This window comes from Desulfosudis oleivorans Hxd3 (assembly GCF_000018405.1).
Classification (GTDB): Bacteria; Desulfobacterota; Desulfobacteria; order Desulfobacterales; family Desulfosudaceae; genus Desulfosudis; species Desulfosudis oleivorans.
Genome location: NC_009943.1, coordinates 3,028,219 through 3,051,212 on the forward strand (window position 1 = coordinate 3,028,219; position 22,994 = coordinate 3,051,212).

22 protein-coding genes are annotated in these 22,994 nt (G+C 54.7%); 15 read left to right on the top strand and 7 right to left on the bottom strand.

What is annotated here, in order from left to right; translation table 11 throughout:
• Positions 1 to 37: 37 nt before the first annotated feature.
• Positions 38 to 1,180 carry an acyl-CoA dehydrogenase family protein gene (locus DOLE_RS12830; RefSeq protein WP_012175916.1) on the bottom strand — a complete coding sequence of 381 codons (1,143 nt, stop codon included), beginning with the start codon at positions 1,178 to 1,180 and terminating at the stop codon, positions 38 to 40.
• A gap of 634 nt (positions 1,181 to 1,814) precedes the next feature.
• Here DOLE_RS12830 and DOLE_RS12840 point away from each other — a divergent pair.
• From DOLE_RS12840 to DOLE_RS12875, 9 genes are all read left to right on the top strand, one after another.
• Complete coding sequence (locus tag DOLE_RS12840; protein WP_012175917.1) at positions 1,815 to 3,542, top strand: aldehyde ferredoxin oxidoreductase family protein; 1,728 nt, start codon at positions 1,815 to 1,817, stop codon at positions 3,540 to 3,542.
• A gap of 189 nt (positions 3,543 to 3,731) precedes the next feature.
• Positions 3,732 to 4,025 (top strand): MoaD/ThiS family protein, encoded by a 294-nt coding sequence (locus DOLE_RS12845; RefSeq protein ID WP_041280561.1) that lies wholly within the window; start codon positions 3,732 to 3,734, stop codon positions 4,023 to 4,025.
• Positions 4,015 to 4,254: a MoaD/ThiS family protein gene (locus DOLE_RS12850; RefSeq protein WP_012175919.1), complete on the top strand. Its 240-nt coding sequence runs from the start codon at positions 4,015 to 4,017 to the stop codon at positions 4,252 to 4,254. The genes DOLE_RS12845 and DOLE_RS12850 overlap by 11 nt, the downstream gene beginning before the upstream one ends.
• A complete protein-coding gene (locus tag DOLE_RS12855; protein WP_012175920.1) occupies positions 4,254 to 5,111 on the top strand; it encodes a HesA/MoeB/ThiF family protein in 858 nt (285 codons plus the stop codon). The genes DOLE_RS12850 and DOLE_RS12855 overlap by 1 nt, the downstream gene beginning before the upstream one ends.
• Positions 5,112 to 5,504: 393 nt before the next feature.
• Complete coding sequence (locus tag DOLE_RS12860; RefSeq protein WP_012175921.1) at positions 5,505 to 6,500, top strand: hypothetical protein; 996 nt, start codon at positions 5,505 to 5,507, stop codon at positions 6,498 to 6,500.
• Between the two features lie 602 nt (positions 6,501 to 7,102).
• The gene (locus tag DOLE_RS12865) at positions 7,103 to 8,344 is read left to right on the top strand and encodes a serine/threonine protein kinase (RefSeq protein ID WP_012175922.1); all 1,242 of its coding nucleotides are present in this window, start codon (positions 7,103 to 7,105) and stop codon (positions 8,342 to 8,344) included.
• A 282-nt stretch (positions 8,345 to 8,626) separates the two neighbouring features.
• Positions 8,627 to 9,247, top strand: a complete 621-nt coding sequence (locus DOLE_RS12870) for a hypothetical protein (protein WP_041280562.1) — start codon at positions 8,627 to 8,629, stop codon at positions 9,245 to 9,247.
• Between the two features lie 168 nt (positions 9,248 to 9,415).
• Complete coding sequence (locus DOLE_RS18245; protein ID WP_153304425.1) at positions 9,416 to 10,315, top strand: hypothetical protein; 900 nt, start codon at positions 9,416 to 9,418, stop codon at positions 10,313 to 10,315.
• Between the two features lie 17 nt (positions 10,316 to 10,332).
• A complete protein-coding gene (locus DOLE_RS12875; RefSeq protein WP_241392850.1) occupies positions 10,333 to 10,896 on the top strand; it encodes a peroxiredoxin family protein in 564 nt (187 codons plus the stop codon).
• A 98-nt stretch (positions 10,897 to 10,994) separates the two neighbouring features.
• On the opposite strand, the gene DOLE_RS12880 is transcribed toward DOLE_RS12875, so the two are convergent.
• Positions 10,995 to 11,678 (bottom strand): uracil-DNA glycosylase, encoded by a 684-nt coding sequence (locus tag DOLE_RS12880; RefSeq protein WP_012175925.1) that lies wholly within the window; start codon positions 11,676 to 11,678, stop codon positions 10,995 to 10,997.
• Between the two features lie 183 nt (positions 11,679 to 11,861).
• Here DOLE_RS12880 and DOLE_RS12885 point away from each other — a divergent pair, with 183 nt between their 5' ends.
• From DOLE_RS12885 to DOLE_RS12895, 3 genes are read left to right on the top strand one after another with little or no spacing between them, the layout of a single operon-like run.
• Positions 11,862 to 12,635 (top strand): ATP-binding protein, encoded by a 774-nt coding sequence (locus DOLE_RS12885; RefSeq protein ID WP_012175926.1) that lies wholly within the window; start codon positions 11,862 to 11,864, stop codon positions 12,633 to 12,635.
• On the top strand, positions 12,629 to 14,647 hold the full coding sequence (locus DOLE_RS12890) for an RnfABCDGE type electron transport complex subunit B (RefSeq protein ID WP_012175927.1): 2,019 nt from the start codon (positions 12,629 to 12,631) through the stop codon (positions 14,645 to 14,647). The genes DOLE_RS12885 and DOLE_RS12890 overlap by 7 nt, the downstream gene beginning before the upstream one ends.
• Before the next feature lie 40 nt (positions 14,648 to 14,687).
• A complete protein-coding gene (locus DOLE_RS12895) occupies positions 14,688 to 15,146 on the top strand; it encodes a SoxR reducing system RseC family protein (RefSeq protein ID WP_012175928.1) in 459 nt (152 codons plus the stop codon).
• A gap of 12 nt (positions 15,147 to 15,158) precedes the next feature.
• Here DOLE_RS12895 and DOLE_RS12900 read toward each other — a convergent pair whose 3' ends face one another.
• Positions 15,159 to 16,235: a KamA family radical SAM protein gene (locus tag DOLE_RS12900; RefSeq protein WP_012175929.1), complete on the bottom strand. Its 1,077-nt coding sequence runs from the start codon at positions 16,233 to 16,235 to the stop codon at positions 15,159 to 15,161.
• Positions 16,236 to 16,340: 105 nt separating this feature from the next.
• On the opposite strand from DOLE_RS12900, the gene DOLE_RS12905 reads away from it, so the two are divergent.
• From DOLE_RS12905 to recN, 3 genes are read left to right on the top strand one after another with little or no spacing between them, the layout of a single operon-like run.
• Complete coding sequence (locus tag DOLE_RS12905; RefSeq protein WP_012175930.1) at positions 16,341 to 16,931, top strand: DNA-3-methyladenine glycosylase I; 591 nt, start codon at positions 16,341 to 16,343, stop codon at positions 16,929 to 16,931.
• Entirely contained in the window at positions 16,928 to 18,205 is a 1,278-nt protein-coding gene (locus DOLE_RS12910) for a glycosyltransferase family 4 protein (RefSeq protein WP_012175931.1), read from the top strand. The genes DOLE_RS12905 and DOLE_RS12910 overlap by 4 nt, the downstream gene beginning before the upstream one ends.
• A gap of 16 nt (positions 18,206 to 18,221) precedes the next feature.
• On the top strand, positions 18,222 to 19,940 hold the full coding sequence (gene recN / locus DOLE_RS12915) for a DNA repair protein RecN (RefSeq protein WP_012175932.1): 1,719 nt from the start codon (positions 18,222 to 18,224) through the stop codon (positions 19,938 to 19,940).
• Between the two features lie 330 nt (positions 19,941 to 20,270).
• On the opposite strand, the gene thiD is transcribed toward recN, so the two are convergent.
• From thiD to DOLE_RS12935, 4 genes are all read right to left on the bottom strand, one after another.
• Entirely contained in the window at positions 20,271 to 21,053 is a 783-nt protein-coding gene (gene thiD, locus DOLE_RS12920; RefSeq protein ID WP_012175933.1) for a bifunctional hydroxymethylpyrimidine kinase/phosphomethylpyrimidine kinase, read from the bottom strand.
• Between the two features lie 77 nt (positions 21,054 to 21,130).
• Positions 21,131 to 21,724: a DUF2284 domain-containing protein gene (locus DOLE_RS12925; RefSeq protein WP_012175934.1), complete on the bottom strand. Its 594-nt coding sequence runs from the start codon at positions 21,722 to 21,724 to the stop codon at positions 21,131 to 21,133.
• Positions 21,721 to 22,131 carry a hypothetical protein gene (locus tag DOLE_RS12930; RefSeq protein ID WP_012175935.1) on the bottom strand — a complete coding sequence of 137 codons (411 nt, stop codon included), beginning with the start codon at positions 22,129 to 22,131 and terminating at the stop codon, positions 21,721 to 21,723. Before DOLE_RS12930 ends, DOLE_RS12925 begins: the two co-directional genes overlap by 4 nt.
• 154 nt (positions 22,132 to 22,285) lie before the next feature.
• Positions 22,286 to 22,984 carry an endonuclease/exonuclease/phosphatase family protein gene (locus DOLE_RS12935; protein WP_012175936.1) on the bottom strand — a complete coding sequence of 233 codons (699 nt, stop codon included), beginning with the start codon at positions 22,982 to 22,984 and terminating at the stop codon, positions 22,286 to 22,288.
• Between the last annotated feature and the right edge of the window lie 10 nt (positions 22,985 to 22,994).

Below are 22,994 nucleotides of genomic sequence, written 5' to 3' on the forward strand. Positions count from 1 at the left end.
CCGCTTTTACAAGCCTGTTCTTGACCTTGCTCCCCGCCTACTGCCTGCCCAGCAGCTCATTGGCGATCACGATTCTCTGAATCTGGTTGGTGCCTTCATAAATGGTGGTGATTCGGGCGTCCCGGTAAAACCGCTCCACCGGATACTCCTTGATATAGCCGTAGCCGCCGTGAATCTGAATGGCCTGGCCGGTGACCCGCTGGGCCATCTCCGAGGCATAACACTTGGCCATGGAGGCCGCTGCCGTGCAGTTCTCCCCGTGCTCCTTGACGGCGGCGGCATTAAGTACCAGCAGTCGGGCCGCCTCCACATCCATGGCCATGTCCGCGATCATCCAGCGAAGCCCCTGAAAACCGGACAGGTTCTGCCCGAACTGCTTTCTGTTTCTGCTGTATCTGATGGACTCGTCCAGGGCCGCCTGAGCAATACCCAGGGACAGGGAGGCAATGCCGATGCGGCCGGCATCCAGGCCGGACATGGCGATTTTAAACCCCTCCCCTTCTGAGCCCAGCATGCGCGATGCCGGCACCCGGCAGTCGTTAAACAGCAGGTCCACCGTGTCCGACGCGCACTGGCCCATCTTGTCTTCGATTCTTCCCACGGAAAACCCGGCAAAATCATGGGTCACCAGAAAGGCGCTGATACCCCGGCTCCCTTTTTCAGCGGTCCGGGCCAGCAGAATCACCACCCCGCCGTTTTTCCCGCTGGTGATAAACCGCTTGGTGCCGTTGATAATATAATGATCCCCATCCCTCACCGCCGTGCAGGTCATGGCCTGGGGATCAGACCCGGCCTCGGGTTCGGTCAGGGCAAACGCGCCGATAAACGCTCCGGCGGCCATGGGCCGCAAAAATTCTTCTTTTTGTTCTTCGGTACCGTATTTTTCAATGCTGCCGCAGCAGATGGAGTTGTGCACCGACATGATCACCGCGGTGGAGGCGCAGGCACAGGCAATCTCGGACAGGGCCAGGGAATAGGCCACGGTGCCGGCGTTTTCGCCCCCGTATTTTTCAGACACCAGCATGCCCAGAAACCCCAGGTCCCCCATCTTCTTTAAACTGTCCGCCGGATATTCATGGGTCCGGTCCCGCTCGGCCGCCAGGGGCGCCAGCTCTTTTGCGGCAAACTCCCGGGCCATTTTCTGAATCATCAACTGCTCTTTGGTCAATTCAAACGCCATATCGCCACTCCCATCCGGGCCAGACCATCGGTTCGGCCCCGCTATAAATTTTATCCGTTATAACCTGTCTTTACGGAAAAACAAAGCCCTTTGCCACCCTTCGCCTCACCCGTGCTCGTGATCATGCTTGCCGCTCACACATGGCCATCGGAGTCGGGATCGGGATCGAAATCGACACCCCGGCACAAAATAGGACGGTTACCATCCTATTTGACATCAAACCTTTGCCGTCACTATAGCCCGTATATTTCATAAAATTTTTCGGTATAAAATTGGCGTAAAATGCATCTCGCCGTTCATGAGAGTCTGTATTTTCAAAACGCATGAGTTTTATCACAGCAATTTGTTCTTTATCCAAATATTCATCTGTGTCGAAAAATTTCATGAAATATAAGGGGGTAATATATTGACTATGCCCTCCATAAGATTTAAACTAATTTAGAATTTTGATCGTTCGTGTCGTGCTGATTGTTCGCGTTATGATTTTTCATTTCCCCCATTCGGCTAATGCAGCCAAAAACTCCGACACCGATCAAATTCTTCTCCTCAATCCAACTGAACCCGAATCCGCCAAACGGCGTATAGGTGTTCGGTATTTACATATTTATACCCCCCCAAACATCAGGAGAAGATCATGGCAAAAATATTAAGGATTAACACTAAAAATAAGACCGCGACGTTTGAAACCCCTTCGGATGAATACAAAAATCTCGGGGGACGCGCCCTTACATCGAAAATAGTCCTTCGCGAAGTTCCGGGCACCTGCCATCCTTTAAGCCGTGATAACAAGCTGATCTTTGCACCGGGCATGCTCACCGGTACGCCTGCAGCCAATTCCGGCCGAATGTCCGTGGGGGCCAAATCACCTCTCACCGGTGGGATCAAGGAAAGCAACACAGGTGGTATTATGTCGCAAAAACTGGCCCGTCTGGGTATTCAGGCTATTATCCTTGAAGACAAGCCGGATGATGATGCCTACTCCATCATTGTGATCACCAAGGATTCCGTGGAATTTCTTCCGGCGAATGAATACCTCGGGGTGCTCAACGGAGACATGATGCCCAGACTCTGGGAACGTTTCGGAAAACACGTGGGTGTGGCCAGCATCGGCCCGGCCGGTGAACAACGGTTGACCAGTGCATCCATTCAATTCGCCGATCCCAAAGGCCATGCCGGTCGTGCCGCAGGACGCGGCGGTCTGGGGGCGGTCATGGGATCAAAGAAAATTAAAGCCATTGTGGTAAATGACACGGACACGGACCGTCCGTCCCTCCACGATCCGGAAGCCTTTAAAACCGCCAACAAAAAATGGGGGGAACTTTTGACGGGCCACCCGGTGTCCGGTAACGGGCTTCCAGCATACGGCACCGCCGTTCTGGTCAATATCATCAATGAAGCCGGGGCGCTTCCCACCAAGAACTTCCGTAGCGGCCGTTTTGATCATGCCCAGGACATCAGCGGTGAAACCCTGTCCGCAAACATCGAAAAACGAGGGGGTATCGTGTCCGAGGGCTGCCATCCGGGTTGCGTGATCAAATGCTCACAATGCTATCATGACAAAGACGGCAACTTTCTAACATCCGGCTTTGAATACGAAACCATCTGGGCCTTTGGCGCCCACTGCCTGATCAAGGACCTGGACGACATCGCCATGCTGGACAGGCTGTGTGACGATTTCGGTCTCGATACCATTGAAACCGGTGTCACCATGGGTATTGCCATGGAAGGGGGACTGATCCCCTGGGGTGACGGCAAGGCCGCCATCGAACTTTTGAAAAAGGTTGGTACCGGTGAACCGATGGGCAAAATCATTGGAAACGGAGCGGCATTCACAGGCCAGGCCCTGGGTGTTGACAGGATTCCTGTGGTTAAACGCCAGGCCCTCCCCGCCTACGACCCCAGAGCCGTGAAAGCCGTGGGTGTCACTTATGCCACATCACCCATGGGAGCGGACCATACAGCCGGTTACGGGGTCTGCCAGAACATTCTTCACGTGGGCGGGACCATCGACCCCTTGAAAAAAGAATTCAATGTGGGCATATCCAAAGATCTTCAGGTTGCCACGGCAGCCATTGATGCGGCAGGTCTCTGTCTATTTGTGGCCTTCCCCGTTCTGGATGATGCCACAGGCCTGCAACTGATCGTGGATATGCTCAACGCCCAGTCCGGTCTGTCGCTGACCACCGACGATGTTGTGGCATTAGGCATTTCTATTTTAAAAGATGAGCATGAATTCAACCGGCTGGCCGGATTCACCCAAAAAGACGACCGCCTTCCGGATATGTTCAAGGAGACCTTTCCGCCGCACAACACCACCTGGGATTTCACGGATGCGGAACTTCAGGAGGCCAAGACCTTCTAGCCCGGACATTTCATGAAAAATACGGGCTAGCCCGAAGGGTGAGATATACGGGCAAAAAAGTCGTTGATGACAACAACACATTCATGATGATGGGCACGCAAGCTTAGCCCATTCTACGGCTTCTGCATGTCGGGCGGTAGGATGGTAAAGACAATGCCGTGCCCATCATGTTTAATGTCAGGATTTATCATGGGTGCGATTCTTTTCAACGCGTTTTCATTTCTTCAAAAAAAACTGAGAGAAAAAAACATCCCCTACAGCAATGTGACCATTCCTTTTCAGGAAGGCCAACGGATCTCCGACATTCTCGAAATCATGGAGATTCATCCAGATGAGATTGAAGGGGTGTTCGTCAACGGAAAAATCGCCCCTAAAGAGACGCCGCTTAGTGACGGGGACAGGATCGGCGCTTTCCCTCCCGGGACCCCCGGCCCTTACAGACTGCTTTTGGGAATCGTGACAAAGGGAGACCATGAAGATTGAAATCAGGCTTTTCGCCTCTCTTGCACCCTACGGGAAGACCCCTTTGATTTCACCCGAAGGCATGATGGAATGTAAGCCCCCGACCACGGTGGCCGATCTGGTTGAGGCTCTGGCCGTTCCACAAGACGAGATCAAGCTGGTATTTTTAAACGGGAAGCACGCAGGCCTGGATGCGGCTGTTAAAGAGGGGGACCGGATCGGCCTCTTTCCACCGGTCGGAGGCGGATAATGACACCTGTCAAAACACTTATCGAGAATAAATCGTTTCAAAAAGAAGATCACAGGGGCTGCCGTGTCACATGCATCCGGGAATCGGATCTCCTGGAAATATCAATATCCCATGGCCTTTCCATGCGGGAGGTGACCATCACATGCATGGTACAGGGCGTCACCCCCTTGCGTTACCTCCGCAACGCACCGTCCATCAACCCCAATGAACAGATCACCCTGGCCCGCTCCTGTGTATCCGTGGCCGGCGCCGGAGGCCTGGGAGGCCATGTCATCACCCTTCTTGCACGTCTTGGTATCGGAGAAATCAGGGTATTTGATCCCGACGATTTTGATGAGACCAATATGAACCGGCAGACATTCTGCACCACAGAGACCCTGGGAAAAAATAAAGCCCTTGCCGCTGCCGCAGCATGCCGGGCCATAAATCCGGCCGTGGATGTGAACCCACACCCCACGGCTGTAAAATCACCTGACCACATCTCACAGATGACCGGGTCCCAGGTCATCATCGATGCCTTAGACAATGCCCGGGACCGGCATGCGCTTGCCGATATCGCCCGATCATTGGACATTCCGATGATTCACGGCGCCGTGGCCGGTTTTGAAGGACGGGTCATGACCGTCCTTCCCGAAAACACATCGTTTGCACACCTGTTCCCACCTGAACAAAACGCATCCCCCCAACCTGTCTTTGCAGAACAGGTTCTGGGAACCCCTGCACTTTCACCTGCCTTTATTGCCCCGCTTCAAGTCATGGCTGCATTGCACATCCTGCTGAAACGGGACACCACACTGACTGACCAACTGATCCATGCGGATCTTCAAACACCGTCCCTAAACATATTCACCTTTTAACCCGTCTTTGCCGAAAAAACAAAACCCTTTCCCACCCTCCGCTATACTCGTGCTCGTGCTCGTGCTCGTGCACGTACCCGCCTCCCCTCTCCCGCCCCTGTGCGCCCCCTCGCAATTTGCGCAATTCCGGTGCGCCGCTCCCACAAAGAAAATTTAACCGCACACTCCCGGGAGCGCCGCACCCCAGTGCGGCATGGACGTTTTTTTTGTCATGAAACCGGCATGCAGACGAAAATCTACTCATGTACTTGACATCAGGCCGTTTCTGTCGCTATAGTGCCGATAATTGTAAAAAGCAGTGTCAACCACCAAAAAGGCGTTTAAATATCATTACTCTCGTAATCCTGTTCTCGGACTTTGTCTACTTCGGTGTAACCGAAAGTGAGGAGAAACATGAAAATTCTGGCAAAAAAATTCATGCGTTATGTGCTGGTTGGTTTTAGCTTGATACTGCTGACGGGTTGTGTGCAAGAAGAAACTGTCCAGCCGGTTGCTCGGCAACCCATTGATCCCATCCGTGACATTTATGTCAAGCTAACCAACAACTCCTTTAATGACCGGTCCCTCAACCTGGAAGCCAAGAATCTCATTCACGCGAAACTGGAAAAAATAAAAAGCAATTATGAGGATCCCTGGTTTTCCGCCTATATTGAATCGGGCCTGCAACAACATATCAAAAGAAACCAACTTTTTACGCTTCAGCCTGCTTACAACGGCATGTATGATCTCCAGTACCAGGTGCACGCCATCCAGTCTTCACCGCAGCACATAAAGGTATTGATCAATATTATTGATCCCAAGAACGGGTACATCTTTTATTCAGATCATGAGGAATACCCCCTGGTTGATTTTGATGTTGATAAATACAACAACTTCAAAGCCTTATATGATGACAGGCTGGAGCAGCAATTTCTGGCATCCAAAAATGCCCAGATTGTCTTCAAAGCTGATGGCAAGGGGGGGACTTTTAAGGAGAAAAACCAAAATATTTTTGTGGTAAACGCTTGGAATGCTTACAATGTGGAAGTGGATACCGGTTATGGAGGGTATTATCCTACCGATATGACGCTTACGATAAACCGTAAAAAATTTGAGCTCGGTAAAGACAAGATCTTTTATGAAGGCGGTTTTGCCCCCGGTAAAATAATCTGTGAAGCCTCGTTCCGGGGCGCCCGATGGGACAATGTGGCCAAACAGGAGATGATCGTTACCGACACCTTTATTAAACGCTTTGTGCTGGACGCTAAGGAAAAAGAGAAACTGCAGGTAAATATCGCATACCATTTTGATGGACGTCAGCAGAATATTACTGTCGAGGTAAGTGTATTAAAAACTGTTATACAGCAGGGCATTAAAGGGGAGCAGTATGAGGTTATCCAGCAGTTCTGATTATATGTACTTCCCGGACACTTCCTGCAGAACATAAAACGCCGCCCCGGCCCCTTAAAAAAGCCGGGGGGCGTTCGGTTGTCCTCATTCATAATCTGACTCGTGTACCCCCCTTCCCCCCCTGTATTCCCCTTCACAATTTGCGCAATTCCCTTGCGCCGCTCCCACAAAAAAAACAACCGCACACACCCGGGAGCGCCGCACCCCAGTGCGGCAAAACAACGACCGGCCCTGCACGTCAAAAAACTTTCATGCCACCGGCATGGGCGCTTTTTTTCATGAACCCGGTATGCATGCGCGAGACTGCCCATATGCTTGACATCAGGCCGTTTCCGTCGTTATAGTACCGGCATCGTGGAAAAAGCGGAGTGACCCGCGCAGGAGAGGGAGATAAATATCAGTGCCCATAAAATTTTCAGAATCACGTGCATCTGTTCATGCCGGTCTTTTGGACGGGTGATATCAAGCAAGAAGGCTGAATAACACCCCTAAGACGGTTGCCATACTGTAAGGTCCGCAGCCCATCACCATATCGGAAGCCGGACTGACGTACTGTAATAGGCACTTCGGCAGTATAATTTTGTTAGCGAGAAGATACTACTATGGCCAAAAAACCAATAACCTTCGACACACCTTTTGACACCTACACTTCTTCTGGCGTCATTGGTGAGGGAGGCGCGGGGCGGGTGTATATTGTCAATAATAGTGCTGGGAAAGAATACGCTCTAAAATGCCTTGCCCCTGAGCGTATTAACACAGAACGCCTAAAGCGATTTAAAAACGAAATGCAGTACTGCCAGCGTAACAATCATCAAAATATCATTAGATTAATCGATACCGGCGCAATATTCATTAAAGATGTAAAATGTCCATTCTATGTCATGAGGAGGTACTCCGGCACATTAAGAACGATAATGGGAAAGCTGAAGACGGACGCAATACTACCCTTGTTTTCACAAATATTGGATGGCATTGAGGCTGCACATCTTGCAGGAGTTTGGCACAGAGACTTAAAACCAGAAAACATCCTCTATGACCAACGTAAAAATCGTTTGGTACTTGCAGATTTTGGAATCGCCCACTTTGAAGAAGAAGAAATCTATACTGCTGTCGAAACAAGAATAGCCAGTCGAATGGCAAATTTTCAATATTCTGCCCCTGAGCAAAGAACAAGAAGTGTAAAAATTGACAATCGAGCCGATATTTTCCCACTTGGATTGATCCTTAATGAAATGTTTACAGGGGAAATATTGCAGGGTGCCGGCTATAAAAAAATCTCTGACACATCTGGTAACCATGCTTATTTAGACGACCTTGTTGAGATGATGACCCAGCAAAATCCAGCAAATCGTCCAGATTCGATTGCAAAAATCAAAATGGAACTTATTGGCCGGAGAAATGCTTTTGTTGCTTTGCAAAAATATGATGAATCAAAGAAACAAGTTGTCAGTGCCGCTGAGCCTCCAGAATTTGAGCCGATCCAGATCGTAGGTCTTGATTATGAGTCTGGCATCCTAAAACTACAATTGAACCGAAATGTACCACCTGGGTGGGAGCAGGAATTCCAGAATCCTCGAGGAGGCCATCAGTTCATTATAGGATATGGTCCTGAACGATTTAATATTCGTGGGGACACAGCGTCAATTGGTATACGTGATAATGAAAGTACTATTCAAAAAGTAGTTGACCATGCAAAAAATTACGTGGCCGCAGCGAACCAAGGCTATATACAACAGGAGAAGCAAAGGGCAAGGCAAGAAAGTCAGCATAAAAGAGCTGAACTTGAGAGACAAATCGTAGAATCAGAAAAACGAAAAAATATACTTTCGAATATAAAATTATAACTTCGAATTTACTAACCCGGATATTTCACGAGCTGATTTGGCCGCAGATGCAAGGCGGCTCGTCCGAAGGATAAAATTTTTCGACATAAAATTGACACGGGTGACACGGACAAGGGGCCTGTTGAGCTACCTTCACAATTCATCCCAGGGAGGAATCTCCTCCTGTGCTTCCGCACGCCGGCAACAAGTTGCCGGCGCTACCAGCGAGAACAGCGGAGTCTCTGACGCAGAAAATTTGGGGCGCGCAGATGGTGACCTCAAGCGTTAGGCTGTGAGATTAAAATGGATAATAAAAATGCAGTAGAAAAGATTTCAGAAAACCTCCTCACAAACATTGGGGCAACTCTTCTATCTGCTTTCTCAGGCAATCCGGTCGCCTCGCTTCTACCTGTTCTGACGGGAGCACTTGCAAGTGGTAGGCACAAAAAGCGCGTAGAGACTGCTATTCGAAAAATAGATGCAATTCTAAGGGCACATGAGGCTCAACTTAAAGAAATAACTGATGCCCAGTATAAAATAATTAACGAATCGGTATTAGCGCTTTTCCAAACGGTTGAACAACGCAAAATTGACTATCTAAAAAACAGCATTGAGCGCGCACTGTTTCTCCATGATGTAACAGTTCTTGAAGCAGACGCTTTATCCAGAGTCATTCGCGATATCTCAGCGGCAGAAGCTAAATTCTTGCTAGAAAATAAAGATTATGGATCAGTTCAGATCGGAGATTTCCCGGAGGAATCGCAATCTGATGTATTGTTTATACCCAAGAACTCCCCATTAATCTTAATTGTTTCCGGTCTTATGTCTTTAGGTTTACTGGTGCCCAGTGAATCAGTTTGGGGCGCACCGGATCGAATGATGTTTTCTCCGATATGCGAGCGACTCGTTGAATTATTATATTGAATTGAGGGGAGGCCTCTACCCAACACGGGTGACACGGGCAACTTATTGCCGGTGCCACCCACGGATATAAGTATCATGTCCCCGGAATACACCGGAATACACAATACACCGGAATAATGCCCCGGAATAATGCCGGAATACTGAAAAATTATGAGAGAGGAAACGGCTATGTCTATGGCAAGAAATGTTTTGTTAGTCTTTTTAATTTGTTTTATTTGTAGTTGTCTTGGAACGCATATTCAAAAAACTAATGGTATAGATTTTCAACAACCCAATTTGCCCGCTGGTTATAATAAAAAACATAAATGGATAGGAGAAAAAATAATATTTTTAACTAGATATGAATCTGTTCAAGAATATGGATATCAAAACTATTCCTATAGAGAGAACAGCTTTTATCATCCTTCCTACAAAAAACTTGTTGGAAAAGTTGGTGAAATAATAGGTGCTAAAGAAGGATATCCAACTAAATTTATATTAAAATTAAACGATTCAAATAAAATCCTTTATACTACTGCATATGGCAACTCCCTCAACGATATAGCTTTCCTTTCAGAAATGGATAATGCTAAAAAGTTTATTGGGAAAACGGTATGGAATAAAAGACATCCAACAGATGCTAGCGCAGATCGACATGGTTATATCCGATGTCAACGTACAATAAATAAATTTGAAAAGTTGACTATCACTAATGTCAAATGGGGTTATGGTGAGCATAGTCCTTTAAGATTCTTTTTTAGAACAGAAGATGGCGTTGAAGGCTATTGGGATGGTAGTTTCAGTAGGATAAATGATTCATCAAATCATTTACTACAACCATTTGAAGAAAATTGGTATTTTGAAGACCCTCATGCAATTTATCCAGATTGGCCTAAAAAAACCTGGGATGCAATTGAAGCGGGTAATATCTTTATTGGTATGACCGATGAACAGGCCAGTCTCTCTTGGGGAAAACCAAATAAAATTAATAAGACTGTGGGAAGTTGGGGAGTTCATGAACAATGGATTTATAACAATCAATATTTATATTTTGAGAATGGACGTCTTGAAAGTTTTCAAAGCTATTAAAAATCAAAAAGGCAACCATGAAAAATCTTGAAGGAAAGCCTGCCGTTTTTTTCAGCCTTGACGACATCAACGGGCATACCATCCGTCTTGACGACTACCAGGGGAACTGGCTGTTGATGGTGTTTCACCGCCATCTTGGCTGACTGCCCTGCCGGGCACACCTCACGCAGTTGCGTGAGCATGACGCAGACTTTGACAGGCTGAATGTGAAAATCGTTGTGGTTACATTTGAACCCGACTTTGCATCCATAAATTACATAAAAGAGACCGCCCTGACATGGCCGCTTATTGTTGATGAAAATCGGGGGCTGTATAAAAGTTATGGGATGGATGAAGCTTCTTTTCTGGATATCTGGGGGCCAAAAACATGGCTGGCCTACACAAAGGCGATTATTAAGGGGCAGAAACTTAAAAAATCAGATGCTGATATTCGACAGCGGGGCGGGGATGTGCTGATCGACCCGGAGGGTATTGTGCGGATGCATCATGTGGGCGCGGGGCCGGGGGGCCGGCCCGGTGTTGAAAAAATTCTTAAAACGATAAAAGCGCAGGATAAGATACGAAAGCATAAGGCGTCATGAAGGGATATTGCCGCACTGGGGTGCGGCGCTCCCGGGGGAAAAGGGTTGGTCGCCTTTCGATACCGATCCCGATCCCGATTTTGATCTGGTTTGTTTTGTTACAGGAACTTCATGATTTGCTGGACATCGTCCCACACCGGGCGTTTGAGGGAGGGGTCGGACAGGATGTCCCGGGGATGCCAGGTCGGCATGACAGGAATATTCTGATAGTCGTGAAACCGGCCCCGCAGATGGTCCAGGGGGTCGTCCGCGCCAAGAAGGGCCTGGGCCGCGGTCTCTCCCATCACCCAGATCACGGTTGGCTTGACCTTGCGGATCTCTTCTTCCAGAAAAGCGCGGCAGGCAACCAGGGCCCGGGGCGCGGGCTTCGCGTTTTCAGGCACGGGGCAACGGACCATGGCCGTGACAAACACCCGGTCCGGAGCCAGTTTCATGGCCAAAAGAATGCGGGTAAACAGCTCACCCTCATTGCCGGAAAACGGATCCCCGGCCCCCAGGGGTGAGTCGCTGACCACCATGAGCCGGGCCAGTGAGGGCCCCCGGCCATGGACCGGGCTGGGGCCGGCGGATGCAAGAGGGCACTGGTCGCACCCCTGTCGGACCGCGGTGCCCGGGTCCGGCGCCAGGCAGCCGGGCCGGTCCCACTGTGTTGCCATTGTAAGGGCCTCCCGGCTGCAATCAATGCCATTCCTGCCGGAATCCGTATAAAATTGAAGGGTCCGGGCCACCTGGTCGAGCAGGTGGCAAACTTTCCGGGCAGTGATTTGTTGCGGGGTTGTCATGGCCTCTGGTTACCACTGATCACTGTTGAAAGTCAAGATTGACGGATTTTGGCTTTTCCCGAAACCATCAATATTCAAGGCCACCGGAAGGCCGGAATAGTCCTTGACAACAATCGTTTGGCTGGTCTATTTTGTCTTTTTTACGGTTCCGTGCGCGTGCAGCGGGAAAGGTTTGATTTGTAAATGAAAATTGTTATATGCGGCAAGGGCGGCAGCGGCAAGAGTTCGGTTGTGGCCACGCTGGCCCGGGCACTGGCGGCAGAAAACCTCACGGTGCTGGTGGTGGATTGCGACGAATCCAACACCGGCCTTCACCGCCTGCTGGGCCTTGACCGGCCCGTGAACCTGCTGGACCACCTCGGCGGTAAAAAGGCGTTCAAACAGAAAATGAACCAGGCCCTGCCCGATGCCAACGATCCCCTGCTGGGGGGCCGGCTTTCCATTGATACCCTGCCGCCGGACTGCGTGTCCAAAAACGGGCGCATTCACCTGGCGGCCGTGGGCAAAATTCACGAGGCCGGTGAAGGGTGCGCCTGCCCCATGGGCATGCTTTCCAAGAACGTGCTTTCCCGGCTGGACATGACCGGCGACCAGGTGGTGATCATCGACACCGAGGCCGGCATTGAGCATTTCGGCCGGGGCGTGGACGGCGGCTGCGACCTGATCCTGGGTGTGGTGGACCCGAGCTTTGAGTCCTTTGAACTGGCCGGCCGGATCGCCGCCATGGCCGGGGCACTTGCCACCGAGTTTGCCTTTATTCTAAACAAAGTGGACGACCGGTCCGCCGCTGTTATGGCGGACCATGTGGACGAAAACCGTATTATCGCCCGCCTTCCCTTCAGCGACGATCTGTTCATGAGCAGCCTGAAGGGAGCGCCCCTGAATAGCGACATGCCGGAGATCGCACCGGTGTGCGACCTGATTAAGAACAGACTGGGCAGGAGAACTTCATGTTAGACGCTGCAATGATCAATGCGCTTGTGATGATGGCCGTGCTGGGATGCGTGATCGGCATCGGCCTGGCGATTGCCTCCCGTGTTTTCTATGTCTACGTGGATCCCAAGGTAGAGGCCGTGGAAAGCGCCCTGCCCGGGGCCAACTGCGGCGGCTGCGGCCTGCCCGGCTGCGGTGCCAATGCCGCGGCCATCGTGGAGGGAAAAGCGGCCCCCAACTCCTGCGTGGCCGGCGGCGCTGACCTGGCCGAAACCATTGCGGCCCTGCTGGGCATGTCCATTGAGGCCAAAGAGCCCGACATTGCCGTGCCGGACTGCACCTACAGCGTGGCCGAGGCGAAACAGAAATTCGTGTACAACGGCATTTCCGACTGCCGGGCCGCGGCCCTTTTGTCCGGCGGTATGAAGATATGCACCGTGGGCTGTCTGGGCCTGGGCACCTGCGTGCGGGCCTGCCCTTTTGGCGCCCTGACCATGGGTGAAAACGGCCTGCCCGTGGTGGACAGGGAAAAATGCACCGGCTGCGGCACCTGCGAACGGGTCTGCCCCAAGCACATCATCAAGCTTTCATCGGTCACCCGGCGCATCCTGCGGGAATACACCACGGACGACTGCATCGCCCCGTGCCGGCGGGCCTGTCCGGCAGGCATCAACATTCCCGAATATATCCGCCAGATCACCCTGGGCGACTACACGGCTTCCCTTTCCGTCATAAAAGAACGGCTCCCCTTTCCCGCGGTGATCGGCCGCATCTGCCCCCGGTTCTGCGAAACCATGTGCCGCCGCACCCTGGTGGATGAAGCGGTGTCCATCAACGGCTTAAAGCGGTTCGTGGCCGACGCGGAAAAAAGCGCCGGCCGGGTCAAGCCCTTTATGGCGCCGTCCACGGGCCGGCAGGTGGCGGTGATCGGCGGCGGCGTGGAAGGGCTTTCCGCCGGCTATTTCGCGGCCCGGCTGGGCCATTCAGCCATGGTGCTGGAGGCCTCGGACAAACCGGGCGGACTTTTGCGCAAGGCCATTGCCGCCGAGCGCCTGCCCCAGGCGGTGATGGATGACGACATCGCCGGTATCAGGGAAATGGGTGTTACCGTCAAAACCCGGCAGATCGCGGGCAGAGACTTTACCGTTGATTCGCTGCTGGCCGACAATTTCGAGGCCGTGCTGCTGGCCACCGGCGGGTGGGACAGCCGGCTGGGGTTTGATAATCCCAAAACCCTGGCCCAGGGCCCGGTGGCGGGTATGGCCCTGCTTATCGACGTGCTGAAAAAAGAGGTCCCGGTCAAGGGCAACGTGGTGGTGATCGGCGGCGGGGCACTGGCCCGGCAGACTGCGGACGCCTGCACGGCGGCAGGAGCCGCGTCGGTCACCTTCCTGTTGCAGGAGAAAACCGAAGCCGAGGCCGGACTGCCCGCGGACATGTCCGGTGCCGCCATTGTTTTAAATGCCGCTGTTGAGCGGCTTTACGGCACAGGTCCGGCTGTTTCCCAGGTGGAATACACCGACCTGGCCACCGGCCAGCCCGTCAGAATAGAGGCCGGCACCATTGTTTTTGCGGCAGGCCGGTTTCCGGAACTGATTTTTGCCCGCCGGCCCGAAGATACCACCGATGACGACGGCGTGATCAAGCTGCCGGTTCAGTGGCAGGCCGTTCCGCCCTACAAGACAGCCGACGCCGCCGGTCAGCGGGGCCTGCTGGCCGACGGTGATCCGCTCTCCGACATGGACGCGGCCATCAAGGCCATCAACGCGGGCCGCAAGGCCGCGGCCTGCATGCACATGCTGATGTACGGCGATCCTTTGGCCCTGCCGGACAACCTGCTCTCCCCCGACGCCGTGGTGCAGACCATTGACGCGGTATTCGGCGTGCTGCCCAAACCCCGGATGATCATGCCCCTGCGCGGCGACGCCGAGGTTGCGGCCGGCATGGAACGGGAGGCCGGGTTCTCCGAAACGGCGGCCCGGACCGAGGCGGACCGGTGCTTGAAGTGCGGCATCATCTGCTACCAGCACATGTAAAACAGCGCAACGCCGCAAACAGCGGCAAAAAGAAGGCAACATGGCAACAGAAGAAGGCATTGTGATTCGAACCAGCGGAACCTCGGCCTGGATCCGGACCCAGCGGGCCGCCGCCTGCGAGCACTGCCAATCCAAGGACTCCTGCAAAACCATGGGCGGCGGAAACGATATGGAGGTGGAAGCCGCCAACCGGGTGGAGGCCAGGACCGGGGACCGGGTGGTGGTCAGCTTTGCAACCGCCTCCCTGATAAAAGCCACCTTCCTGATCTACATGTTTCCCATTCTCTGCCTCATGGCCGGGGCCGGCATCGGTGTCAGGCTTTCCCAGACGGTTTTTCCCTCGGTGGACCAGTCGGTGCTGTCGGCCGTGATCGGGTTCGGCGCCTTTGTGCTGGCCGTGGTCTTTGTCCGGATTCGGGGCAACCGCATGGCCAAGGAGGACCAATACAAACCGGTCATCATCCGGGTTCTCAAAAACCGCCCCTCGCAATCCCAATAACCGCGCAACCCTTTATTTCTCCGGATAGACAAACACCTTTCCCTGGTAGTTTTTCACCACCAGGTGCCCGGTTTCGCTGGAGACCACATAGTCGGGCAGCAGGGGAACCTTGCCCCCGCCGCCGGGCAGGTCGATCACATAGCGCGGCACCGCCATGCCCGGTACCCGTCCCACCAGGGACCGCATCACGGAAAGCCCCCTGTTGATGGGGGGCCGAAAATGGCCGGTGCCCTTTACCACGTCTGGATGGTGCAGGTAGTAGGGCCGCACCCGAATGCGCAGCAGTGCACGCATGAGGGCTTCCATGGTGATTGCGTCATCGTTGATGCCGGCCAGCAGAACGGTCTGGCTGCCCAGGGGAATGCCGGCGTCCGCCAGCCGGGCGCAGGCGGCCTCGGCCGGGGCCGTGATCTCCCGGGGGTGGTTGACATGCACGTTGACGTAAAGCGGCAAAAACTTTTTCAGCAGAACCACCAGGTCGCCGGTGATCCGCTGGGGCAGGGCAACCGGGGTGCGGGTGTGAATGCGAAGGGTCTCCACGTGGCCGATGGCGGCAAATTTTTCTAAAGCGGCACAAAGTTTGTCATCTTCCAGCATCAGGGGATCTCCCCCGGAAAAAATCACCTCCCGGACGGCAGGGGCGGCCCGAACATAGGCCGCGGCGGCGTCCACCTGGTCATCGGTAAGGGAAGCGGCGGCCCTGCCGGCCAGCCGCTTGCGAAAGCAGAACCGGCACACCACCGGGCACCGGCCCGACACCAGCACCACCACTCTGTCCGGATACCGGTGAATCAGGCCCGGCACCGGGGACTGGGCCGTTTCCGTGAGCGGATCATCGTCGGTCAGGGTGCCGGAAAGCTCCCGCGCGTCCGGCACCACCTGACGCCACAGCGGGTCGCCGGGCGCCTGAATCAGGGAGAGATAATAGGGATTGACGGACATGGGGTAGGCGCGGCAGACCGCCGCCGCGCCAGGGGGTGCCTTCAGCCGGTCCGGCAGGTCCTTCGGGTCGGCAATGGCCCGGCCGGCAATGGTTTGCCAGGCTAACTGATTCGGATCATGGATAATAACAGGGTCTTTACTTGCCATTTGTCGGTTTTTATGCAACCATCTGCCACTTGAAAAGCGTGTTGCCCGAATTCTTCACGAAACATTCGGGTGTGTCCTATGTAACCGTCCCCGGAAAAATTGTAAATGGAAAAACGGTGTGACTGGGCGGGTACCGACCCGGATTATATCCACTACCATGACACGGAATGGGGCGTCCCCCTTCATGATGACGGCAGGCTGTTTGAAATGCTGGTGCTGGAGGGGGCCCAGGCCGGGCTGAACTGGCTGACCATTCTCAAAAAGAGGCCGGCCTACCGAAAAGCCTTTGACGATTTCGACCCGGTCCGGGTGGCCCGGTATGACGCGCGCAAAATCGACCGACTGATGGCAGACCCCGGTATTGTGCGCAACCGGAAAAAGATTGATGCCGCCGTGACCAATGCGAAAGCGTTTTTAAGGGTGCGGAAAGAATTCGGCTCTTTTGACACCTATATCTGGTCCTTTGTGGAGGGCCGGCCCGTTGTCAATGCGTGGGAAACCGTCAAACAGATGCCGGCGTCCACCCCGGCATCCGAGGCCATGAGCGCGGATTTAAAAAAACGGGGATTTTCCTTTGTAGGGCCGGTAATCTGCTATGCCTTTATGCAGTCCACGGGCATGGTCAACGACCACATCGTGACCTGCTTCCGTTATAATGAGATCAACAACCGCCAAGCCACGGGGAAAAGACCATGATTCCTGATATTCCGCCCCATCAGAACGTGGGATTTATTTCAACGCGCCTGGCCGGCACCGATGGTGTGACCCTGGAAACCTGGAAATGGGCCGACATTTTCAAGGAAGAGGGGTTTTCCTGCTTTTACTTTGCCGGGGAGCTGGAAACACCGCCCGAGTGTTCCTATCTTTGCGAAAAGGCCCACTTCAGCCATCCTGTGATCGTGGACATCTTTGAAAACTGCTTCGGGGTCCGGGTCCGGGGCCGGTACATCACCCAGCTGATTCATCGGGTAAAAGAGGAGATCAAGGACCACCTCTACACCTTTATTCAGAAGTTCAACCTGGATGTGCTGGTGGTGGAAAACGCCCTGGCCATTCCCATGAACCTGCCCCTGGGCATCGGCCTGGCCGAACTGATCGCCGAGATCGGTATTCCCGTCATCGGCCACCACCACGACTTTTTCTGGGAGCGGGAGCGGTTTCTCACCAACTCGGTGTGGGAGTACCTCAACATGGCCTTTCCGCCCCACCTGTCCCAGATCCGGAACGTGGTGATCAACTCGGCAGCAGACAACCAGGTGAGCCTGCGCACCGGCATCTCCTCCACAGTGATCCCCAACGTGATGGACTTTGAAAACCCGCCGCCCCCTCCCGACGACTACACCCAAAACGTGCGGCAGGACCTGGGCATCGCCGACGACGAGCTGTTTGTTCTGCAGCCCACCCGGGTGGTGCAGCGAAAGGGCATCGAACACGCCATTGAGCTGGTCAGCCGGCTGGAACGAAAGGCCAAACTGGTGATCTCCCACGCCGCCGGCGACGAGGGCATGGAATACTATGAGCGGGTGAAAGACTTTTCCGAGCGCATGGGTGTCACCACCGTGTTTGTGTCCGACATCATCAATGACCAGCGGGACACCCTGCCCGACGGCCGGAAAAAATATACCCTGGATGATATCTATCCCTATGCCGACCTGGTGACCTACCCCTCCAACTTCGAGGGGTTCGGCAATGCCTTTCTTGAGGCCATTTACTACAGACGGCCCATTGCCGTGAACCGCTACTCCATATACGCAACGGATATCAAGCCCAAGGGGTTTTCCGTTATCGAGATCAACGGGTTTGTCACCAAAAAAACCGTGGACCACACCCGGCGGGTGCTGGATGACGCGGACTACCGCCACCGGATGGTCACCCACAACTACGAGGTGGCCAAGCGCTACTACTCCTATTCCGTGCTGCGCCAGAAGCTCAAGACCATTATCACCGACTGCGTCGGCTACCAGTTCTGATTCGGACCCGTGTGCCATGCTCAATGAACTTGCCATCAAAAACTTTGCCATCATCGATGACCTGCGCATCCGTTTTGACCGGGGGCTGACCATCTTAAGCGGCGAGACCGGGGCCGGAAAGTCGATCATCATCAATGCCGTCAACCTGCTTTTGGGGTCAAGGGCCACGGCCCGGCTGATCCGCACCGGGGAAAGCACGGCCGAGGTGGAAGCGGTGTTTGACGTGGCGCCAAAAAGCGAGCTGGCCCGCAAACTTGAGGTGAACGGCCTTACCGGCGACAATGAGCTGATCATTCGGCGGGTGGTGTCCGACACCAACAAGAACCGGATCTACATCAACGGCCATGCGGCCACCATCCAGGTGCTTTCCGACATCACGGCCAGCCTGGCCTCCATATCGGGCCAGCACGCCCACCAGCAGCTGCTCAACGAGGATCTTCACCTTTTGATTTTAGACGCTTTTGCCGGGCTGACCGGGCAACGGGAAGCGGTGGGTGAAAAATTTGCCACCCTTGTCCCTATGCTGCGCGAGCTGGAAACCTTAAAATCCCGGCAGGCGGACCAGGCCCGGCAGCAGGAGCTCCTGGCCTTTCAGAAGGACGAGATCGAAAAGGCAAACATCACTCCGGGCGAAGACCAGAACCTGGAACGGGATAAAAGACGGCTGAAAAACGCCCAGGAGCTCTACACCCTGGTGTACGGCTGCATCGAAGGACTTTACGACGCCCAGGGCGCGGTGATCGAACAGCTGGCCCTGGTCCGCACCAGCCTGGAAAACGGGGCCCGCATCGACGACACCCTGGAGCCTCACCGGGCCGCCATCGTGGATATCGAGGCCCGGACCGCCGATGCGGTAGAGGGACTGCGAAGCTATTTAAACACCATCGACACCGACGGCACGGCCCTGGAACAGGTGGAAGAGCGGCTGGACCTGGTGGTCCGGCTTAAGAAAAAATACGGCCCCACCCTGGAGGATGTGCTGGCCCGGCTGGACCAGATCGCCGCGGATCTGACCGGCCTGGAAAACCTTTCCGGCCGGATCGGGCAAATGGAGACCGCCATTGCCGCGGCCCACAAGGACCTGGCCCGGGCCGCAACCACCCTTTCGGCCAAACGCAAAAAAGCGGCCCCCGGCTTCTGCCGGGCCATCGAAGCCGAACTGGCCCAACTCAAAATGGAGGGCACCCGCTTTGACGTAGTCTTTTCCGCCACCCCGGCGGATGCAAAGACCAGCCCGTTTCTGACGGCGGACGGCAAGATCATCACCGATACCGGCCTCGACAAAGCCGCCTTTTCCATTGCCCCCAACGTGGGTGAAACCGCCAAGCCCCTGGCCGCCATCGCCTCGGGCGGCGAGCTCTCCCGCGTGGTGCTGGCCATAAAGGCCATGCTGGCCGGAAAGGAAGCGGTGGAGACATTGATTTTTGATGAGGTGGACGCGGGCATCGGCGGTGAGGCCGCCGAGGTTGTGGGAAAGAAGCTGGCCGCGCTCTCCCGCTTTCACCAGACCCTCTGCATCACCCACCTGCCCCAGATCGCCCGGTTCGGGGACATTCACTACCGGATTGAAAAACAGGTGAAGAGCGGCCGTACCGTCACCCACATGGTGCGGCTGTCCGATGAAGACCGCATCCAGGAGATCGCCCGCATGACCGGGGGCAAAAAAATCACGGAAAAGACCCTGGCCCACGCAAAAGAGATGCTGGAAACCGCCGCGTCCGCCAAAGCCGACTGATTTTTGCCGGTCCGTGCCGGGCGCCCCGGCTCCTTCCCGTTATTGCCCGCCCCCCTCTCCCTTCGCCATTGCCCAGACCTCTCATCCCCGTCATTGCCCAACTTGATTGGGCAATCCAGTGTAAAACTGGTCTATTTCCTTGTTGAATAAGGTATGAGGTCAATTTGATTCTGGATTACCCGGTCAAGCCTGGTAATGACGAAGGCGGGAGCGCGGCAACGTGTGTCGAGTGAGCGAAGCAATCTTATCCATGTGCGAAGGAGATTGCGTCGTCGCTTCGCTCCTCGCAATGACGCGGGCCTTGGCTTCGCCGGGCAATGCCCCCGCGCGTCAGGGCGCGACCATGTGATTCAGCGGCCCGCTTCCTTTGCCGATGCCCGGGGCCCGGGCAATAGCCTGGGTGACATAGGCCTTGGCCCGGGCCGCGGCATCAAAAAAGTCCATGCCCAGGGCCATGCCGGCGGCCAGGGCCGACGAAAACGTGCAGCCCGTGCCATGGGTGTTACGGGTTTCGATTTTCGGGGCGCTCAGCATTTTAAAGGCCCGGCCGTCAAAAAGCACGTCCACGGCCGCCTCCCCCTGAAAGTGCCCTCCCTTGATTACCGCCTGCCGGGCCCCCATATCGATCATACGATGGGCCGCCTTCTGCATGTCCTCAAGAGAAATAATCTCAAACCCGGCCAAAAGCTGGGCCTCAAACAGATTGGGGGTCACCACCCGGGCCAGGGGAAACAGATGAAAGGCCAGGGCGCTTTGGGCCTCTTTTTTCAGCAGGGGATAGCCGCTCTTGGAGATCATCACCGGGTCCAGCACCACCGGCGGCAGGTCCCGGTCCGCCAGTGCCCCGGCAATGGCCTTGATCAAACCGACGCTGGAGACCATGCCGATCTTGACGGCATCCACCGGCGTATCTTCAAAAATGCAGTTAATCTGCCCGGCCACGATATCCGGGGCGATCTCCTGAATGTCGTAGACCTTCTGGGTGTTCTGAACGGTCACCGCCGTGATCGCGCTCATGCCGAACACGCCATAGGCCTGAAAGGTTTTCAGGTCGGCCTGAATGCCGGCCCCGCCCGAGGAATCGGAGCCGGCGATGGTTAATGCGATGCGCATGAAACACTTCCTTCCTTATCGAAATCGGGGTCGGGATCGGAATCGATTTTTATGCTCTCTTACATAGCCCGAATACTTCAATCCACCAGCACCAGCCCGCAAATATCCGCCATTTGCGTTGCACCGGTATCGGGCGATGGCTGCGCCATGCGCATGGTCCATCCAGCGGTTTCAAACAGCCGGGCCACGTCAATACCGAAGCCGGACATGGAAGGCCGGGCATACTGGGGATAGCGGCACTCCCCTTTTTGCAACAGCGGCGGGCAGTCGCCGTGGGCGTGGCAGAAGATCTCCCTGCATGAGCCCCCGGCATAGGCCCGGGCACGGGCAAAACCGGCCTGAACGGCTTGTCTTTCAATGGCGGCCGCTGTTTTCTGAAGGAGCTCAAACGCCTTTACGCGCTGCCCGGAAAACAGCATTTCCGCCGGCACATCGATGATAAAAAAGAGCGCCTGGTGAAATGTTTCCAGCTCTTTTTGAAGCTCCAGCGGGCCGGGAACATGGGGCGGGCAATTAATTGACAGCCCGTAATTGGGGCAACCGGGGGCCCGGCACCGGTCAGCCAGGCTGCCGTCGATCACGACTTTTGCCGCCGGAAGCATGGCGGCACGGCAGGCGCCGGCGCCAAGGGCAAAATCAACAAGCGGTTTGAACTCTGGTGACAGGCTCAATTTTTCCCCTTTGCAAAAACATAAGAAAAGGGAATGGCGATCAGGTCGCCGACAATGTAGCTGACCATGATCACGATCACCAGCCCGGCATAATCCGGCAGGTTCCCGGTTACCACCAGGGGCACGATGACACCGGCCACCCACACCGATTTATACAGCAGCTGCATGCAGAGCACCGGCAAAAACGTCAGCGGCGCCCTCAGCCCGAAAACCGACATGACCCCGAAGGCCAGCCAGATGCTGGCCGCGATACCGAAAAATATCGGGTCCTGGTCGCCCATGCCGAAGAGCCGTTGCGAAAGCCCGGGGGCGAAAATCATTCCCGCACCGGAACCGCCGGCACCGAAAATGGTGTACCAGTACATCCCCTTGATCCAGCCCATGCGAACTTTTCTGTTTTGGTCCATTTTGCACCCTTCCCCTGTTTCGTGCTGTTTTAACAACAAAAGGCGGCGTGGCACATCGCCGATTTCTCAAGTCTTTATCTATCATCTTCAGGGCCTCTTGCAAACCGTACGGCGCTTTCTGTCTGGCGGTCTTCACGCCTGCCGGGACCGGGGTTCAAAAAACGATTTCGGCGCGCAACGGCAGATGGTCGGACGCGATTTTCGTCAATGGGTTTTTCAGCGGTGCGATGGTGTGCAGGCAGGTTGCCGGCCACACCAGTATTCTGTCCAGTGACAGCAGGGGAAACCGGGCCGGAAAGGTCGACGGCGTGTGAATATGGTCAAAAAACCGGCGCGCCTGCCGCAACGAACGCGCCCCGGCAATCCACTCATTCAAATCTCCCATCAGCACAAAAATATCCGCCGGTCGCCGCTCAAGCACCTTCAGCAGAAGCTTTACCTGGGCACGGCGTTCGGCTGCCCGAAGGCCAAGGTGGGTGGCAACAATGCAGATACGCCTGTCATCCACCGACAGCGTCAGGCAGATGGCCCCCCGGGGTTCACGCTGTTTAAAGCTGAGATTGATATGTTCTACATGTTCCACCGCATCACGGGTTAATACGACATTGCCATAATGTGCCGCGTCCCGGAACATGGTCATACCGGGAATGACCCGCATTCCAGTCTCTGCCTGAAAACCACTGACCCATTCCCGCAGGTCGCTGCGGATAGTGGATACCTCCTGCAGGGCAATAATATCGGCATCCAGCTGATTTATCACCGCCATGGTCCGGGCCGGATCAAACCGGCCGTCCGTACCCACGGATCCGTGAATGTTGTAAGTGGCCAGTTTCAAAAGGGTTGTCACGTTCATTGTCAGGCTG